At 27.1% G+C, this 17,301-nt stretch carries 17 protein-coding genes and 4 tRNA genes; 8 read left to right on the forward strand and 13 right to left on the reverse strand.

Features of this window, described 5'->3' with window-relative positions; genetic code table 11:
- Positions 1–44: 44 nt before the first annotated feature.
- From moaC to CCANL266_RS08795, 3 genes are read left to right on the forward strand one after another with little or no spacing between them, the layout of a single operon-like run.
- On the forward strand, positions 45–518 hold the full coding sequence (moaC, locus tag CCANL266_RS08785; protein WP_172234099.1) for a cyclic pyranopterin monophosphate synthase MoaC: 474 nt from the start codon (positions 45–47) through the stop codon (positions 516–518).
- The gene (locus CCANL266_RS08790; RefSeq protein ID WP_172234101.1) at positions 496–750 is read left to right on the forward strand and encodes an HP0495 family protein; all 255 of its coding nucleotides are present in this window, start codon (positions 496–498) and stop codon (positions 748–750) included. Before moaC ends, CCANL266_RS08790 begins: the two co-directional genes overlap by 23 nt.
- A 9-nt stretch (positions 751–759) precedes the next feature.
- The gene (locus CCANL266_RS08795; RefSeq protein WP_172234103.1) at positions 760–1,704 is read left to right on the forward strand and encodes a hypothetical protein; all 945 of its coding nucleotides are present in this window, start codon (positions 760–762) and stop codon (positions 1,702–1,704) included.
- A 26-nt stretch (positions 1,705–1,730) separates the two neighbouring features.
- Here the strand turns inward: CCANL266_RS08795 and CCANL266_RS08800 are convergent, their stop codons facing one another.
- The 12 genes from CCANL266_RS08800 to CCANL266_RS08855 all read right to left on the reverse strand — a co-directional run bounded on the left by CCANL266_RS08800 (position 1,731) and on the right by CCANL266_RS08855 (position 9,139).
- A complete protein-coding gene (locus CCANL266_RS08800; protein ID WP_172234105.1) occupies positions 1,731–2,699 on the reverse strand; it encodes an iron-sulfur cluster assembly scaffold protein in 969 nt (322 codons plus the stop codon).
- 1 nt (position 2,700) lies between these two features.
- A complete protein-coding gene (locus tag CCANL266_RS08805) occupies positions 2,701–3,885 on the reverse strand; it encodes a NifS family cysteine desulfurase (protein WP_172234107.1) in 1,185 nt (394 codons plus the stop codon).
- Positions 3,886–3,955: 70 nt separating this feature from the next.
- Entirely contained in the window at positions 3,956–5,200 is a 1,245-nt protein-coding gene (locus tag CCANL266_RS08810) for a homoserine dehydrogenase (protein ID WP_172234109.1), read from the reverse strand.
- Entirely contained in the window at positions 5,200–6,000 is an 801-nt protein-coding gene (locus CCANL266_RS08815) for a hypothetical protein (RefSeq protein ID WP_172234111.1), read from the reverse strand. Before CCANL266_RS08815 ends, CCANL266_RS08810 begins: the two co-directional genes overlap by 1 nt.
- A gap of 1 nt (position 6,001) precedes the next feature.
- Positions 6,002–7,015 (reverse strand): hypothetical protein, encoded by a 1,014-nt coding sequence (locus tag CCANL266_RS08820; protein ID WP_172234113.1) that lies wholly within the window; start codon positions 7,013–7,015, stop codon positions 6,002–6,004.
- Positions 7,005–7,694, reverse strand: coding sequence for a TrmH family RNA methyltransferase (locus CCANL266_RS08825; RefSeq protein WP_172234115.1), 690 nt, complete (start codon positions 7,692–7,694; stop codon positions 7,005–7,007). Before CCANL266_RS08825 ends, CCANL266_RS08820 begins: the two co-directional genes overlap by 11 nt.
- A complete protein-coding gene (rsmI, locus tag CCANL266_RS08830) occupies positions 7,688–8,491 on the reverse strand; it encodes a 16S rRNA (cytidine(1402)-2'-O)-methyltransferase (protein ID WP_172234117.1) in 804 nt (267 codons plus the stop codon). The genes CCANL266_RS08825 and rsmI overlap by 7 nt, the downstream gene beginning before the upstream one ends.
- Complete coding sequence (gene rpmE, locus CCANL266_RS08835; RefSeq protein WP_172234119.1) at positions 8,491–8,691, reverse strand: 50S ribosomal protein L31; 201 nt, start codon at positions 8,689–8,691, stop codon at positions 8,491–8,493. The genes rsmI and rpmE overlap by 1 nt, the downstream gene beginning before the upstream one ends.
- 93 nt (positions 8,692–8,784) lie before the next feature.
- Positions 8,785–8,861: transfer RNA gene (locus CCANL266_RS08840), tRNA-Asp, on the reverse strand.
- A gap of 23 nt (positions 8,862–8,884) precedes the next feature.
- Positions 8,885–8,960: transfer RNA gene (locus CCANL266_RS08845), tRNA-Val, on the reverse strand.
- 2 nt (positions 8,961–8,962) lie between these two features.
- Positions 8,963–9,041 (reverse strand) — tRNA-Glu (locus CCANL266_RS08850).
- Positions 9,042–9,063: 22 nt separating this feature from the next.
- Positions 9,064–9,139: transfer RNA gene (locus CCANL266_RS08855), tRNA-Lys, on the reverse strand.
- A gap of 141 nt (positions 9,140–9,280) precedes the next feature.
- Here CCANL266_RS08855 and CCANL266_RS08860 point away from each other — a divergent pair.
- From CCANL266_RS08860 to CCANL266_RS08880, 5 genes are all read left to right on the forward strand, one after another.
- Entirely contained in the window at positions 9,281–10,597 is a 1,317-nt protein-coding gene (locus CCANL266_RS08860) for an MATE family efflux transporter (protein ID WP_172234121.1), read from the forward strand.
- A 104-nt stretch (positions 10,598–10,701) separates the two neighbouring features.
- A complete protein-coding gene (locus tag CCANL266_RS08865; RefSeq protein WP_172234123.1) occupies positions 10,702–12,129 on the forward strand; it encodes a catalase in 1,428 nt (475 codons plus the stop codon).
- Positions 12,117–12,575, forward strand: a complete 459-nt coding sequence (locus CCANL266_RS08870; RefSeq protein ID WP_172234447.1) for an ankyrin repeat domain-containing protein — start codon at positions 12,117–12,119, stop codon at positions 12,573–12,575. Before CCANL266_RS08865 ends, CCANL266_RS08870 begins: the two co-directional genes overlap by 13 nt.
- Before the next feature lie 92 nt (positions 12,576–12,667).
- The gene (locus CCANL266_RS08875) at positions 12,668–13,192 is read left to right on the forward strand and encodes a hypothetical protein (protein ID WP_172234125.1); all 525 of its coding nucleotides are present in this window, start codon (positions 12,668–12,670) and stop codon (positions 13,190–13,192) included.
- Positions 13,193–13,341: 149 nt separating this feature from the next.
- Positions 13,342–14,307 carry a WYL domain-containing protein gene (locus CCANL266_RS08880; RefSeq protein WP_172234127.1) on the forward strand — a complete coding sequence of 322 codons (966 nt, stop codon included), beginning with the start codon at positions 13,342–13,344 and terminating at the stop codon, positions 14,305–14,307.
- Between the two features lie 148 nt (positions 14,308–14,455).
- On the opposite strand, the gene CCANL266_RS08885 is transcribed toward CCANL266_RS08880, so the two are convergent.
- On the reverse strand, positions 14,456–17,248 hold the full coding sequence (locus CCANL266_RS08885) for an FAD-binding and (Fe-S)-binding domain-containing protein (RefSeq protein WP_172234129.1): 2,793 nt from the start codon (positions 17,246–17,248) through the stop codon (positions 14,456–14,458).
- Between the last annotated feature and the right edge of the window lie 53 nt (positions 17,249–17,301).

A 17,301-nucleotide genomic window follows, 5' to 3' on the forward strand; every position in this document is an offset into this window, starting at 1 on the left:
TACCATTTTTTTATAAGATAGTAGTTAAAAAAAGGATAAAAATAATGAATTTTTCACACTTAAATGAAAAAAATAAACCGATTATGGTAGATGTAAGTACCAAGCAAATAACTAAAAGACTAGCAATTGCTAGTGGTAAAATAACTATGAACAAAGAAGCTTATTTAGCTGTTATTAATCAAAGTGCTAAAAAAGGTGCTGTTATTAATACAGCCATTGTTGCGGCAATTATGGGTGCAAAAAAAACTAGTGATATAATACCAATGTGCCATCCGCTTAATTTAACTAAGGTAGAAGTTGATATTAGCGCTAATGAAAAAGAATATTCATTTACCTTACAAGCTAGTGCAAGTCTTGATGGTAAAACTGGAGTTGAGATGGAAGCTTTAAGTGCTGTTAGCATAGGCTTACTAACTATGTATGATATGCTAAAGGCTATTGATAAAACAATGATAATTAGTGATATAAAATTATTACAAAAAGAAGGTGGTAAAAGTGGTCAATTTAAACGAGATTAAGCAAGATGTTAAAATAGAATATCCTTGCAATTGGCAATATACGGTTATTTTGGATAAAGGTGTTGATTTTTCTGAATTTATCAAAGAATTTAATTTAGAAAAATTTAGTGTAACAAATAGTAAAGAAAGTAAAAATTATAAAAGTTATATTTTAACAACAAAGGTGCAAAATGAAGCACAAAGATTAGAATTATTTTCTTTGCTTGGAAAAAAAGCCAAATTTGTTTTATAAGGTGGAAAAATGGAATTTTTACAATGTTATGAAGAAATTTTAAAAGAAATTCAAAATAATAAAAGCTTAGAAGAAATATTTAAAAGCTATTCAAGTAAGCTTATAAAAGAAAATAAAGATAATAATGAAAATAAAAATATCTTATTAAAAGCTTTAATTAGAGCAAGTATGTATGAGCAAGAACAAGAATTAAAATCTTTAAGTATAGAATTAGATAAACTGCAAAATACAATTAAAACTAAAGAAAATCAAATGCACGCAAGTATTAATAATAATTTTGATATTTTGTTTTCTTTATCTACAAGCCAAATTCAAAAAGATTATTTAAATGAATTAATGATAAAAGAAAATAGCTCTACAAAATTATTGTACGATGTGGCTTTAAATGCTTTTTTAAATATATTAGAAAGTGCTAATTTAATAGCTCAAAGAAGCTTTTTACTTTCTCAATTTTTACTTATTAATTCTTTAGAATATTCTTCTTTTAATAAAGATAAAATTATAAATAATGCTGATTCTATTTTACAAGCTGCTTTTACTTTAGCAAACGAGTGGCAGTCTTTTGCAAATGATTTAATTGTAAATACAATAAATGGGCTTTTAGAAGGAATTTTTACAATCTTAGAAAAATTACAAGAGCAAATTGATTTACTTGCATCAAGCGAAGAAATTAATCTAGCAACAAATTCTTTAATAAATCTTGAAAATGATTTTATAATTTTATTAAAAAGAAATATAAACAACGAATTAGCAGGGCAAATTCTAAATCAAGTTTTACATACAAAATTTGATACTTCCTTTGCCAAATTCTCTCGTTTAATTAGAGAAAATAAACAAAAATTAAATTTAAAATTAATTAGCATACATAATTTAGAACAAGATGCAAAAAAAATATATAAAAACTTTGATGCTAAAAAATTAGCTAATGATTTATTAGGTAAATTAAAAAAATAAACTAAAAGGCTTTTTGCCTTTTAGTATCAAACAGGAATTACACGAATACTTGAGCTAAGTTGCTCTTGTAGTATATTTTCAATAGCGTATAAAGTTCCACCGCTACCACTAGCACAGCCACTACAAGCACCTAAATAACGGATATAAATATCTATCATTCTATCAGCGCCTTTTTGAATATCAATAACTTCTAAATCTCCGCCATCCATATGCAACATTGGACGAATTTCTCTATCTAGCAATTCTTCTACCACTTTTAACTGTTTTACAACTGTTAATTCATCAAAATTATCACTAAATTCACTTTTTGCAAGGCGTTCTTTATCCATTTGCGCTCTTGTTTCTGCAAGAATATCAACTAAATAATATTCTCTTTTTTCATGCCCACCAGGTCTTACACAGGATTTACAAAAAGCTCCTGCTTTAGTGTATTGAGTAATTTCCTCCACGCTTTTTAAGTCATTTAGCCTAATAACTTCTTTTATAGTTGCTAAAGATACCCTAGCGCACTCACATACTATAACCTCGTTTTCAAAATCTTCTGGATTTATACCTTTATACTGTGCTGCTGCTGCTTTAATAACATCATACGCCATTACACTGCAGTGCATTTTTTGAGGTGGAACTGCAGGGGTGTTTGGCTCATCTCTCATAGCAAATTCCACATCAATATTTGTAATTTTTACCGCTTCATCAACAGTTTTACCAATGCAAAGCCCTGCCATTGTATCACTACTTGCAATAGCTGTTCCACAACCAAAAGACTTAAACTTAGCATCAACAATCACATCGTTTTTCTCATCTACAAGCCAATAAAGCCTTACTGCGTCTCCGCAGCTTTCAGCACCAAAATCAGCCACTATTAATCTAGTTCCTGTTTTTTGCGCATCTTCTAATGTTAATTGCCCCATATGTTTAGGGTTATTCATTAAATCTTGAACCTTTTGTGAATATTCATCCCAAATTGAACCACTTATTAAATTCTTTTTTGCCATTTTACATCTCCTTTGGGCTGTAAGCGTAAGTGCTTGAAATTTCTCTTAATCTGTTTGCAGCTTTTTTTATTTGTTCTGCTGCAAAATCTATTTCATCTTCTGTATTAAAACGGCTTAAACTAAGTCTTAAAGCTGTGTGTGCTAAATCAGGTGCAGCTCCTATTGCTTCCATAATCGGATTGCTTTCAAGAGCTTCTGAAGCACAAGCACTGCCCGTACTAGCTGCTATACCATTTTTGTTTAAATCCCAAAGCATAGCCTCGCCTTCAACACCTTTAATACTTGCTAAAATAGTGTTTGGTACACGATTATCTCTATTGCCAATAACACTAACATCGTCTATTTTTAAAATCTCATCTTCAAGCTTATCTCTTAATTTGCGAATATGAGAATTTTCATAATTTAGCATAAGATTAGCTAATCTTAAAGCCTCTGCCATTCCTACAATTCCTGCTACATTTAGCGTTCCACTTCTTCTTCCGCCCATATGTTCTCCACCGTGCAATAAAGAAGTAAGTTTTAATCCTTGCCTAATATAAAGTCCGCCAACTCCTTTTGGACCGTGGAATTTATGTGCTGAAAAAGAAGCATAATCAACTCCGACTTCTTTAAAATTTACTCTAATTTTTCCTACTGCTTGAGTTGCGTCAGTATGAAATAAAGCATTGTGTTCGTGAGCAATACTTGCACATTCTTTTATTGGAAAAATCATACCAGTTTCATTATTTGCCCACATAATATTTACTAAAGCAGTTTTATCGCTAATTGCATCTTTTAAATCTTCTACATTACAGGTACCTTCGCTATTAACAGGTAAATAAGTAACCTTTACTCCTAATTTTTTTTCTAAAAAATTTAAAGATGCTAAAACAGCTGGGTGTTCTACGCTTGAGGTAATAATTTCATTTTTTTCTTTGTTTAAAATTTCATCAAAATAAATACCTTTCATAACCCAATTTATACTTTCAGTTGCACAAGAAGTAACTATAATATCATCAAGTTCGCTTGCGCCTAAACCATCATATAATTTATTAAGCGCTTCATTTAAAGCCTTGTGTGTTGCTTGGCCAAAACGATGTAGTGAATTTGGATTTCCATAAGTTTGTTGTAAAAATGGTTGCATTAAATTAAAAACTTCTGGGTCTATCATCGTTGTAGCGTTATTATCTAAATAAATTTCACGCATTTTTTATTCCTTTCTTTAATAAAAGACAAAAATAATCTTTTTTCAAATAATAATTATTTTTGTTAAATGATTACTCTTCAATTCTTATTAAATTTATTTTATCTTTAATAAAAGAACATTTTTCTAACTTAGAAATAAGCTTATTTATAGCTATTTCACTAGCTTTATGAGTAATAATAAAAATATTTTTTTCATCTTTAGAATTTGCTCTTTGCATTAATGAATCGATGCTTATGTTTTCATCGCTCATAAAACTTGCGATTTCTTTTAAAACACCTATTTTATCTAAAACCTTCATTCTTAAATAATATTTTGTAACTATATTTTCTTTTTGTAAAATAGCCATATTGCTTTTAGTTTCATAACCTAGCATTTTTCTATTTTTTCTTATATTAATTTGCATTAAATCGCTTAAAATAGCACTAGCAGTTTGCTTACCACCAGCACCAGCACCATAATAAAGACTATCTCCTAAAGCATTATCATCAATTAAAATTGCGTTTTTTGAATAATTTACTGAAGCTAAAATATTATCTTTACTAATAAAGGTAGGATGCACTCTTAATTCTAAAAAGCCATTGTTTTCCTTTGCTATTGCTAATAATTTTATGCAATAATCAAATTCCTTTGCAAAATAAAAATCTAGTTTATCTATATTTTCAATACCTTGAACTAATAAATTTTCTTCTTTTGCATCAACTCCATAAGCTAAAGATGCTAAAATATTTAACTTATGCGCAGCATCAAAACCGCTTACATCTAAATACGGATTAGCTTCTGCGTAGCCTAATTCTTGTGCCATTTTTAAAGCATCGTCGTAATTTAAATTGTCATTTTGCATTTTAGTTAAAATAAAATTACTAGTTCCATTTAAAATAGCTTTAAGGCTTAAAAATCTATTTGCGCTAAGTCCTTCTTTGATAATTTTAATTATAGGAATCCCACCTGCAACACTGGCTTCATATCCAAAATATTGACCGTCTTTTAAAGAATTCTCAATACTAGCTTTATGTTTTGAAAGCAAGGCTTTGTTAGCTGTAACAATATGCTTATTTTTATCTAATGCTTTTTTTATATATTCATACGCACTATCAACTCCACCTATTAATTCACACACAACATCGCAATCGCTATTTATAATTTCATTAATATCTGTGCTTTGCTTGTAAGGGCAATCGCTTTTAAAACTTTTAACTAAAACATAAGAAATTTCAATATATTCGCCTATTCTTTGCTTAATTAATTCTTTGTTTTCTTCAATTAATTGTGCAACCCCTCTTGCAACAACTCCATAACCTAATAACGCTATTTTCATTAATTTACCTCTATGTTTAATCCGTGTTTTATGTTATCAAGAGTGAATAAATCACTTATATTTACAAACTTACAATTATAAGGCACATTTATTGTTAAACTTTTTGTTTTATTTTCTTGAGAATATGCCTGAATTAAATTTAAATTCTCATCTAAAAATTCTATTTTAGGATACCAAATATCATAATCTGAAGCACTAATTATAAGCTGTTTTACATCAACTAAGCGTATAAAATAATCTTGTAAAGGTTTGCTTAAATTAAGGCTTTTATTATCTTGATTATCTAGTATAAAATCAGCATTCAAAACTGCTTTATTAAAATCTAAATTATAAATAAAATTAGAACCATATCTATAAATATCATCAATAAAAACATTCATATTTTTAAGCTCATCATACACCAAGCCAATGTCAATAGCATATTTTGAATTAATATTAAAACTAATGCTAATATTATCATCTACTCTATCAAAAGAGCTTATTTCATAATAATTTACTCCAATTTGCTCAAAAACAATTGAAATTATTTTAAAAAATAAAGTAGCATTTGCCTTTGTGTTAAAGGTTAAAGATATATTTTTTGCATTAGCAAAATTATACTGCAATAAAGAATTCATTTTTAAAATCTGATTAATCGCTTTAATATCAGCTCTGTTATTTATCATATACGAATCTTTTGCAAATAACAATTTTAATTTTTCAATTTTACTATCATCATTTACTAACTGCTTTGCTATTTCAAAACTACTCTTTGCATTTACAAAAGTAATAAAGCACAAAATTATACATAAAATACGCATTTTACTTACTCATTTTATCTATTTTATTAAATTCTACACGAGTTAAAAACTCAACTTTATTATCCTTAAATATCAAATATCTACCGTCTTTATTAGCAGGAATTTCAATTTTATTTTGATTTAAATATAAATCATAATTATTTTTTCCTAAAAATATTAAAGAATTTGTATTTAGCTCTATTTTCTTTTCTAAAAGATAGTTTTTGTTAATTTTTTCATTTAAATCTTTTATGCTCATCCAAATTTTTTGATGCGGGATTATTACTAAAACATTATCTTGTGTAGTTACTTCTACTTTTTTTTCTTCTTGTTTTTCTTCTTGCTTTTCTCCTTGAATTTCGCTTTTATTTTCAGCTAATTCTTCTGTGTTATTAGCATTTTCTTTCTTTTCTTCATCATCTATTTTTTGCGCTAAATTCTCTTGTGTTTGATTTGTATTTTGAGTTTCATTTACGCTTTGTGTATTTTCTTCTTTGTTTTGTTGATTTTGCTCTTGAGAATTTATTTTTTCATCATTTTTTTTTATTGCTTCTTCGCTTAAATTATTTTCTGTTTCTTCAATTTGATTTTTAAGTTCTTCTTTATTTTCTTCTACACTATCTTCTTTACTAACATTGCTTATGCTTATATTTTCTTGAGTTTTTTCATAATTTTGATTTTGGTTTTCTATAAAATAATAAATCCCAACTGCAACAACACATAAAAATACTAAAAGTATAAAATAGCTAATAAAGCCACTAGATGACCTAGAATTAGAATTGTTATAATGCAATAACACAGGTTGAATTTTTAATTTATGATTATTAGTATCTACTCTATGACTTTCATACTCTTGCTTAAAATCAGTAAAATCTACATTAAATTCTCTTTGTAAAATTTTAAGATTCATATAAACATTAACATTAGCCAATTTCTCAAAATCTTTATCCAAAATCGCTTTTATATTATGCTCATCTAATTGAGTTTTTTTAGCAATTTCTTTTAATGGTATCTGTCTTAATTCTTCAATTTCCATTTATAATCCTATCTGCTAAAATAGCAAAAGCATTGCTTACATTTAAGCTGTCAAAATCATTACTCATTTTAATTTTAACCTCATAATCGCAGCTTTTAATTATCTTATTTGCTAAACCTTCGCCTTCACTACCTAATATTAGCACATTTTTGTCTTTAAATTGCATATTTTTATGGCTAATTGCATTTTCGCTATTATTTGCACAAATAATATTAAATCCTAACTGCCTAAATTCATTAATCACGCTCATAATATCTTGACTTTTTGCTAATTTAAAATCAGCTAAAGCACCAGCACTACTTCTTAAAATTGCACTTAAATTTACATTATTTTCACAACAAATCGCACCGCAAAAACCTAAAGCATAAGCACTTCTTACAATAGCTCCAATATTTCCAACATCGCTTAAAGCATTTAAGACAACTATATTTTTTGCTTTTTTTAACTCTTTAATATCACAAAATTCATAATCATCAACTAAGGCTAAAAAACCTTGATGATTAGCTCCTTTTGCTAAGGCTTGAGCCTTTAAAAAATCTAATTTTGTAATTTTTTTACCACTTTTTTGAATTAAGGCAAAGGTTTTTTTATCGCATTCCTTTGCTAAATAAATCTCTTGTATTTTATCTTTGTGCTTATTTAAATAATAAAAAAACACTTGTTTTCCGTATATCAACATTTTAAACTCTCATAATTTTCTTTTATACTTTTATTATTAATTTTGCTTAATAATTTTGCTTTAATTTTAGGTGCAATATCTAAACACAATATATCTTCTTGGCATATTCTTGCAATATCGTTAGAATTTTCATTATTAATAATCACAACCCATTCTCCATTAAGATTTTCATTTTTTAAACTTTGGGCTAAAAAAGCTGCTTTATTTTTAAAATGTTTTTCGTGTAGTTTTGTGATTTCTTTTATTAAAAACAATTCTTTATCGGGATTGATTTTTGCTATTTGATTTATTAATTGCTCAATTCTACTTGGCGCTTCATATAAAATTACTGGGTAATTTAAATTCATTACATTTATTAGCTCGTTTTCACGATTTTTTTTAATATTTAAAAAACCATAAAAAATAAATTGCTGTTTTAAAAATCCACTTTTAACAATAGCACACAAGGCCGCATTTGCACCTGGTAAGACATAATATTCAATATTATTTTTTTGTGCGTATTGCACTAAAACACTACCTGGGTCGCTTATTGCTGGCATTCCTGCATCACTTAAATATGCACAAGTTAAAGAAAAATCAATTTTAGAAAAATCAAATTTATTTTCATTATGAGAGTGTAAGGAATAAAAAACTTTATTTTTAAAAGCTAAATTAAATCTCTTTTCTAATAAATTAAGAAGACTTTTGCAAATCCTTACATCTTCACAAAATATAATATCACTTTCTTTAAGAATTTCTAAACTTCTAAAAGTAATATCACCTAAATTTCCTATAGGAGTAGGAATAAAATAAAGCATTATTGCATAGAATATTTTTTCTTAAATTTCTCAACTCTACCAGCAGAATCAACAATTTTTTCACTACCTGTAAAAAACGGATGGCAGTTTGAACAAATATCTACTCTAAGTTCAGCCTTATTTGACTTTGTAACAAAAGTATTGCCGCAAGCACAAGTTACGGTGCAATCTAAATAATCTGGATGAATATCTTTTTTCATAACATATCCTTTTTTGAAAATAAAAAGCTGTGATTATATAAAATCAATTTTAAAATTACTTTAAATAGCTAAAAAAATTTGAAAAATTTTAAATGGCGCGGCGGACGGGGCTCGAACCCGCGACCTCCGGCGTGACAGGCCGATATTCTAACCAGCTGAACTACCGCCGCACCTAAATTTAAATATAAAGGAGTGGTGGTCGCTATAAGACTCGAACTTATGACATCCACCTTGTAAGGGTGGCGCTCTACCAACTGAGCTAAGCGACCGATGGCGACCCTTGAAAGATTTGAACTTTCGTTACCAAACAGAGAGATTGGCGTCCTGAGCCAAAACTAGACGAAAGGGTCAAACCCTAAAGAGTAAAAAAAATGGTGTCCTGTGTTGGATTCGAACCAACGACCCCTTCATTAAAAGTGAAATGCTCTACCGACTGAGCTAACAAGACAAAATGAAGTTTGTTAAAAAACATAAAGGTTGAATAATAGCTTGTTTAACTTAAATAAAAATTAAAATTACTTATTTTCTTGTATTTTTTTATTTTAAATAAAGATTATCAAAATAAATTTTTTATGTTAAAATAAAAATTATGAATAAAGAATTAGATTTTAAAAAATTAACAATTAATACATATTTTGAAATGTTACTAAGATTTTTTTCAATGATTATAAATACTGTTATGATTAGCAGGTATGAAATAACATTGCTTGCAGCTATGAGCTGTGCTAATCAAATTTTTATACTAAGCTCAAGTTTATTTACTTTTTTTGCTGTAGGCTCTAGTATTTATATCACACAAGCTTTAGGAGCAAAAAAGTATAATTTAGCAACAAAGGCAAGTCATATTGCTTTATTATTTAATCTAATTTTAGGCATAATTTTATTTATTTTTATAAATTGCTTTGCTGAATTTTTATTAACAAGCTTGAATACACCTAAAAGTATATTTTCTTTATCATTAATGTACTTAAAAATTATAAATTATGTTATTTTAATTGATTGTATTAATATTGCTTTTTCTTCTATTTTAAGGTCTTATGCAAAAACAAAAGAATTAATGTATGCTTCTTTTTTTATGAATATAATTAATATTATTTTAAATGCTTTATTTTTGTATTATTTTGAATTATCCTTACTTGGTGTTGCAATTTCTAGCGTAATTGCTAGATTATTTAATCTCTTTTTTTATCTTTTTGTTTTTTTTAAAATTGCAAATTTAAAATTATATTTAAAACTATTTTTTAATAGCGATAAAGAAATTTTAATAAAGATTTTAAAAACAGGTTCTTTTAGCGCTTTAGAAAATATTTGCTATTCTTTTGAATATATTATTATTTTATCCTTTATAGCTTTGCTTGGTGAAAGATATCTTAGCACTCAAAGTATATTTTTCCAGCTTTTATTCTTTGTTTTTACTGCAAGTTTAGCCTTAAGCGTTGCAAATGAAATTATAATTGCAAGAATGATTGGTGCAAATAAAATGCAAAAAGCATATTTACATACTTACAAAGCATTAAAAATAGCCTTAATTATAAGTTTAATTTATTCTTTAATATTATTTTTATTAAAAGAAAAACTTTATTTGCTTTTTAATCTAAATAGCGACTTAATTAATATAATTTCAAGTCTTTTTTATCTTTTATTTTTTTTAGAATTTGCAAAGGCTTTTAATATAGTTTTAAGCAATGCTTTAAAAGCCAGTGCTAAAACTGATTTTTGTTTTTATCTTAGCCTTATTTCAATATGCTTTGTTTGCATACCTCTAGCTTATTTTTTTACACAAATTATTGATTTTAAATTATTTGGAATTTATCTTGCATTTTTATGCGAAGAATGTTTTAAAGCTTTATTTAATTTATTAATGTGGCATAGTAAAAAATGGCAAAAAAGTAAATTAATAAATTAATTTTATTAAATAGAAAAAAAATTTTAAATAATAATTTTTATTATTTACTAAAAAATATCTTTTTATAATTATTATTTTCTCTTTAAATCAAAAAAGGAGAGAAAATGAAACAATTAACAACAGATTTTGGTAATCCAATCGCATCTAATCAAAACTCACTTAGTGCGGGTGAATTAGGACCACTTTTATTACAAGATTATCAGCTAATAGAAAAATTAGCTCATCAAAATAGAGAAAGAATTCCAGAGCGTGCAGTTCATGCAAAAGGAAGTGCTGCTTATGGTGAATTAGTAATTACTGAAGATATTTCAAAATACACTAAAGCAAAAGTTTTTCAAAAAGGTGAAAAAACTCCATTATTATTAAGATTTTCAACCGTTGCAGGCGAAGCTGGTGCAGCCGATGCTGAAAGAGATGTGCGTGGCTTTGCGATTAAGTTTTACACAAAAGAAGGCGTGTGGGATTTAGTAGGAAACAATACTCCAACATTCTTTTTAAGAGATGCTTATAAATTCCCTGATTTTATTCATACTCAAAAGCGTAATCCTAAAACTCATTTAAGGTGTGCTAATGCTGCTTGGGACTTTTGGACACTTTGCCCTGAAAGTTTGCACCAAGTAACAATTCTTATGAGTGATAGAGGAATTCCTGCATCATATCGTAATATGAACGGCTATGGTTCTCATACTTATTCATTTATAAATAGTAATAATGAAAGATTTTGGGTTAAGTTTCACTTTAAAACCAAGCAAGGAATTAAGTGCTTAACAAACGAAGAAGCAGAGCAAATAATAGCAAAAGATAGAGAATCTCATCAAAGAGATTTATATGAAAATATTGAAAAAGGTAATTTTCCTAAATGGAGTGTAAAAATACAAATTCTAAGCGAAGAACAAGCAAGTAAATTAGAATTTAATCCTTTTGATTTAACAAAGGTTTGGCCTCATAAAATAGCGCCTTTAATTGAAGTTGGGGAAATGATTTTAAATAAAAATCCACAAAATTATTTTAACGAGGTTGAACAAGCTGCATTTAGCCCTAGCAACATAGTTCCTGGAATTGGCTTTAGCCCTGATAAAATGCTTCAAGCAAGAATTTTTTCTTATCCTGATGCACAAAGATACCGCTTAGGTGCAAATTATCATCAACTACCTGTTAATCGTGCAAAAAGCGAAGTAAATACTTATAATGTTGCTGGTGCTATGAATTTTGGTATTGGAGATAATTTAGTAAATGGTGCTTATTACGAGCCAAATACTTTAGGTGGAGCGGTTGAAAATGAAATGTATTTAGAACCTGATTTAGTAATAAAAGGTAATGCAAATCGCTACAAGGCTGTAGATAATGATTATTACACACAACCAAGAAATTTATTTAACATTATGCCTGAAGATGAAAAGCAAAGATTATTTAAAAATATTGCAGCTTCAATGCAAGGTGTAAAAGAAGAAATAATAAATAAAGCATTAAAACATTTTGAATTAATTCACCCTGATTATGCTAATGGAGTAAAAAAAGCATTATGCAAGTAAGCAATGAAGAATTAGCAAGATATGATGAGTTATGCAAAATGGCTTGCAATTTTGCAAGAAATAATGAAGTAAATCAGCTTTTATCAATGATAAAGGCTGGTTTTTGCGTTGATTTTAAAGATTATCGTGGAAATACTCTTTTAATGCTTGCAACATACAATGGCTCTTATGAATGTGCAAAAATGTTACTTGAACACGGCGCACAAGTGGATTTAAAAAACGATAAAGGGCAAACTCCTTTAGCAGGGGTTTGTTTTAAAGGAAATTTACAAATGGTAAAATTGCTCGTAGAAAACGGGGCAAATATTAATGAAAATCAAGGCTTAGGAATGACTCCTTATTCTTTTGCTTTGATGTTTGCAAAAAAAGATATTATTGAATATTTAACAAAACAAAAACCAAGTTTATTTAAAAAACTCTTCTTAAAATTAATTAAAATTTTCTAAGTGCTAATTTTTTTAGCACTTTTTATTTGAGTCTTACTTAAATGGACTTATTTTTTTTAAACTCCGATTTTAATTTACTTAAGGAGTTTTAAATGAAAAAAATATCAATTTTAACAATATTAAGTTCAGCACTTTTAGCTGCAGGTCCTTTTGGTTTAGAGCTTTCAAAAAGCACAATTGATGATGCTTTAAATGTGCTAGATTGCAATAAAGAATACTCAAAATCACAATTTATTGATGGCGTTTATAAAAACAATGGTTATTATTTAGAATTTAATAATTGCAAAATGATGGATAATATAAGCACTCTTGTGCTTGGTTTTAATGATGATAAGGTTTTAGAATATGCTGCTATTAGCTTTAATAATAAAGATAATTTTAAAAATCTAAAACAATCTTTACAATCAAAATACAAAATAACTTCAAGCGTTGAACCCTTTGTAGGAGATAAAATTGTTGAATTTAGTGATAAAAATCAAATCATTAAACTAGAAGCAATGCATATGAGTTTTTCTCTTAGCCTATCTTATTACACTAAGGATTTTGAAGTAAGAATAAACAAAGCATTAAAAGAAAAAGAAAGAAAAAAGCAAGAAAAAAATACAAATATGCTTTAAAAATTATTTTCAGTCTTACATAAACGGACACAAAATAAATAAACTTTAGCATTTTTACCCCCCTTTAATATTTTTGAAGTTTAGTTTAAGTTAGGGGGGGGGTATTATTAATAATAGCATTTAAAATAAATATATTCTAAGGATTAAAAATGGCAAATAAAACTGAATTAAATTCTTTATTAAATCAAATAATTAAATTAATTTATGAAGCTAAAGACGAAGGAATAACAGGGGTTAGTTTATGCAAACGCCTAAATACAAACAGACAAAAATTCAACTACCATATTCAACAAATCCTAAATGTACATCAAAACAAGCTAATAAGATTAAAACAAGGCAAAACGCATTTATATAAAATAAAAGAAGATATTTTAGAAGAGCATATAAAATATTTTAACGACTGCAAACATAGTTACGAAGAGCTAATAATTAAAAATTATTACAAAAGCATTTCAAACGAAGAAAATAAAAAAATATGTGAATATGAACTAAATAGGCTTAATGAAAAAAGTTATTTAGATTTTAATAAAAGTTTTTTTATGCTTGATAATCCTTTTTTAGATAGTGATTTAAAACTAAAAGAATATATGTTAATTCAAACCTTATTAGAAGCAAAAGAAAAAAGATATTGTGTTAATTTAAAAATGAAGCATAGCCCTGAAATTAACAATGCGATTTTTTTAATGATAGTTTATAGCGATAAGAATTTTTACGCCCTAATAAAAGAAGAAGAGCAAACGAATTTAAAAAGAATTAGTTTTATTGAAAGTATTAACATTAGCACAAAAAGACATTATTTTGATGAGTACGATAGCGTTAAAAGAAAACTAAGCAAAATGAATAATTCTTTAAGTTTGTATGATGTAGAGCCTAAAATAGCTATTTTACAAATACACAAATCAATAGAAAAATATTTTCAAGATGATATGAAAAACTTCTTTAAACATCAAGTTATAAAAAGCTACAATCCGCTAACAATAGAAGTAAAATACACAAGAGATTTAGAAATTTTAAGATTTGTTAGAACTTGGCTGCCTTATATAAAAATCATACAACCAAGCTCTTTAATTACAAAGCATTTACAAAGCTTAAATCAAGCAATAAAAGATTATTAAGGTTTAAGCTAATAAAACTAACTTTATTTTATATACACAAATGCAGTACTTTTTGTAAATATAGCCTAGCTATCTTTAAAATATACAAGATAGCTCTTTAATTACAAAGCATTTATAAGCTTAAATTAAGCAATAACATTTATTAAACTTAGCTTAGCTCGTCTAATAAATATATTATATTTTCACACTTAATATTTGTATTAAAAGATATTCCAAGCTCACAGGTGCTTGAAGTAGAATAAATCTTTTTTACCTTCTTAGTAGAAAAATATTCTGTAAAATCTTCTAAGGCGCTTTTATTTAACTCTGGTCTAATAAAGCCTTTATTGCCTGCAAAAGCACAACAAAAAGTGTTTGTATGCTCATAAATATTTGCCTTTGTGCAACTTTTTGCTATTGTTTTAATATCGCTAGTCCAATTATTTTTTTTACTAGCACAAACTGAATAAATCCCTATGTTTTCATCAATTGCTCTAATTTTTAATTTATGTAAAATATGTTTAACTATGTAGCTTTGCATATCCATAATTTTTAATTTTTTAAATTCTGGATATTTTTTTAAATTATCAAGCATTTGAGCGCTACAAGCACTATGGTCGCTTACAATAATTATTCTTCCATCTTTACTTGCCTTTAACAAAGAAGTTAAACTTTTTTTAGCAATATCAAACATATCTTTTTTTAAAGAATAATCCTTAAAAGCCTTAGAACAACATAATTCTTCAATATCTTCTGGATAAATACAATTTATCTTAGCCTTCTTGCATAAATTCTCAAAAACTTCTTGAATACTCTTATTTTTTTCAATCTTAAAAAGCCTATTTAAACAAGAACTAAAATAAACAACATTATTAGTAAAATTATAATCTTTGCTATTTAATTTATAATCATTTGCATTTAGCATATTTGTAGGCAAAATAGCTGTTTTAAAAATAACATTAAAAGCTATTGAAGTTTGGCTTAAAAAATCTTTTTTATTTAACCAATTTACCACCTTTAAAGCTTTTTTTGTATAAAAACTTGTTGTTTTTAAATTTTGTGCGATTTTATTTGCTAAAAATAAGCCCTTTGAATGAGAATTTTTATATTCATCAGCAATATTTGCACTATTAATCTCTAACGGACAAGCACTAGCACACATAGAACATTGTGCGCAAGTATTTATTGCATAATATTCATAATCTTTTAATAATTGTTCTAATTGCTCTTGTTCTTCTTTATTTTTAGTATTTAGTTGCTTTAATCTAGCTATTTCTTTTTTTACCGCTATTCTTTGTCTTGGACTTAGGCTTAAATTTTTGCTAGGGCATACTTTTTCACAAAAACCACACTCCATACAATATTGCAAATATTCATCAATTTCATGCGAAGGTTTTAGATTTTTAAGATGAATTTGCCTATCATCGCTAATAATAACATCAGGGTTAAATAAATTTTTACTATCAAAAATATTTTTTATTTTTTTATTTATTTCATAAGCTTTTTTGCCCCATTCCATCTCAACAAAAGGAGCCATCATACGACCAGTTCCGTGTTCTGCTTTTATGCTACCATCTAACTTGCATACCATCACTGCTAAATCATCAATAAAATTTGCAAAATTCTTAGAAGATTTTTCATCATCTAAAACAACACTAATTATAAAATGCACATTAAAGCTCAAAGCGTGTCCAAAAATAATACCATTAAAATTATGTTTTTTAAATAGCATTGATATTTCATTAATACCTTCTTCAAAAGTCTGCATTGTAAAGCAAACATCTTCGGTAATTATTGTACTTTTTGCCTCTCTTTGCTTTGCACAAATTGGCAATAAAGCCTTTCTAACCTTCCACCAATTTTCACAAATTTTCTCATCATAAGAAAAATTAATTCCAAACAAATCATTAACTACACTAAGAGCCTTTGTAATAAATTGCACATTTTTTTCTAATTGCTCTTTAGAATTTGATTCTAATTGCACTAAAATACAGCAATTTCCTTCTTTAATATCATTTAATTGCTCTGGCATATCTTCTAAATGGCTAACTGATTTTAAACAAGCATAATCCATAAGCTCTGCTGCACTTACTTTATTTTTATTTTCTGCAAGAATATTAACAGCCTTTGCAGCTAGGCTTAAATTCTTATAAAAAATTAAAGCACAAGTCTTATGAAAATAATCATCAACCAAATAATATTCCACCTTGCTAACAAAGCCTAAAGTCCCTTCAGCACCAATAAAAATATGATTTAAAATATCAACTATATTGCTAAAATCACTCAAAGCATTAATGCTATAACCTGTGGTGTTTTTGATTTTATATTTTCTTTCAATGTTTTTTACTAGCTCTTCATCTTGTATTATTTCTTCTCTTAAATTATATATTTTATTAACCATATCTGAATGAGTATGCATAAAATAATTTACATTATCTTCATCACTTGTATCTAAAATATAACCGTCATTTAAAATTACCCTAATTGATTTTACAGTATGATAACTATTATAAGACACTCCACAACACATACCGCTAGAATTATTAGAAAAAATTCCACCAATACTTGCATTATTTAAGGTTGCTGGGTCTGGTCCTATTTTTTTATTTAAATGCTTAAGTGCTATATTAGCATCAGCACCAATTACAGCACAAGAACAACTTATATAATCGCTACTTACTTTAATATCTTTCATTTTATACATAGTTAAAACAAGTACGCTATTTGAACAGGCTTGTCCGCTTAAGCTAGTTCCTGCACCTTTAAAAGTAAGAGCTATATTGTATTTATTACTTAGTTTTATAATCTTACAAACTTCTTCTTCGTTTTTTACCTTTAAAACTAATTTTGGAATATATCTATAACACGAAGCATCAATACTATGAGCAAATCTTAATATGTATTTATCATAAAGCCTATCGCCTAAGAATTTCTTACATTCTTTTGCAAATTCATTTAACATAAACACTCCTTTAGTTTAATATTTAATAAATGAATAGTAATTTATTAAGTTTA

Origin of the sequence: Campylobacter canadensis (genome assembly GCF_013177655.1) — a bacterium.
In the GTDB taxonomy this organism is placed as follows: domain Bacteria; phylum Campylobacterota; class Campylobacteria; order Campylobacterales; family Campylobacteraceae; genus Campylobacter_E; species Campylobacter_E canadensis.

Excerpts from the sequence above, each read along its gene's own strand:
- CCANL266_RS08795 (WP_172234103.1), top strand. The coding sequence starts at position 760 with ATGGAATTTTTACAATGTTATGAAGAAATTTTAAAAGAAATTCAAAAT.
- rpmE (WP_172234119.1), bottom strand. The coding sequence starts at position 8,691 with ATGAAAAAAGATATTCATCCAGATTATTTAGATTGCACCGTAACTTGT.
- CCANL266_RS08865 (WP_172234123.1), top strand. The coding sequence starts at position 10,702 with ATGAAACAATTAACAACAGATTTTGGTAATCCAATCGCATCTAATCAA.
- CCANL266_RS08875 (WP_172234125.1), top strand. The coding sequence starts at position 12,668 with ATGAAAAAAATATCAATTTTAACAATATTAAGTTCAGCACTTTTAGCT.
- moaC (WP_172234099.1), top strand. The coding sequence starts at position 45 with ATGAATTTTTCACACTTAAATGAAAAAAATAAACCGATTATGGTAGAT.
- rsmI (WP_172234117.1), bottom strand. The coding sequence starts at position 8,491 with ATGCTTTATTTTATTCCTACTCCTATAGGAAATTTAGGTGATATTACT.
- CCANL266_RS08880 (WP_172234127.1), top strand. The coding sequence starts at position 13,342 with ATGGCAAATAAAACTGAATTAAATTCTTTATTAAATCAAATAATTAAA.
- CCANL266_RS08800 (WP_172234105.1), bottom strand. The coding sequence starts at position 2,699 with ATGGCAAAAAAGAATTTAATAAGTGGTTCAATTTGGGATGAATATTCA.
- CCANL266_RS08815 (WP_172234111.1), bottom strand. The coding sequence starts at position 6,000 with ATGCGTATTTTATGTATAATTTTGTGCTTTATTACTTTTGTAAATGCA.
- CCANL266_RS08805 (WP_172234107.1), bottom strand. The coding sequence starts at position 3,885 with ATGCGTGAAATTTATTTAGATAATAACGCTACAACGATGATAGACCCA.
- CCANL266_RS08825 (WP_172234115.1), bottom strand. The coding sequence starts at position 7,694 with ATGTTGATATACGGAAAACAAGTGTTTTTTTATTATTTAAATAAGCAC.
- CCANL266_RS08810 (WP_172234109.1), bottom strand. The coding sequence starts at position 5,200 with ATGAAAATAGCGTTATTAGGTTATGGAGTTGTTGCAAGAGGGGTTGCA.
- CCANL266_RS08820 (WP_172234113.1), bottom strand. The coding sequence starts at position 7,015 with ATGGAAATTGAAGAATTAAGACAGATACCATTAAAAGAAATTGCTAAA.
- CCANL266_RS08885 (WP_172234129.1), bottom strand. The coding sequence starts at position 17,248 with ATGTTAAATGAATTTGCAAAAGAATGTAAGAAATTCTTAGGCGATAGG.
- CCANL266_RS08860 (WP_172234121.1), top strand. The coding sequence starts at position 9,281 with ATGAATAAAGAATTAGATTTTAAAAAATTAACAATTAATACATATTTT.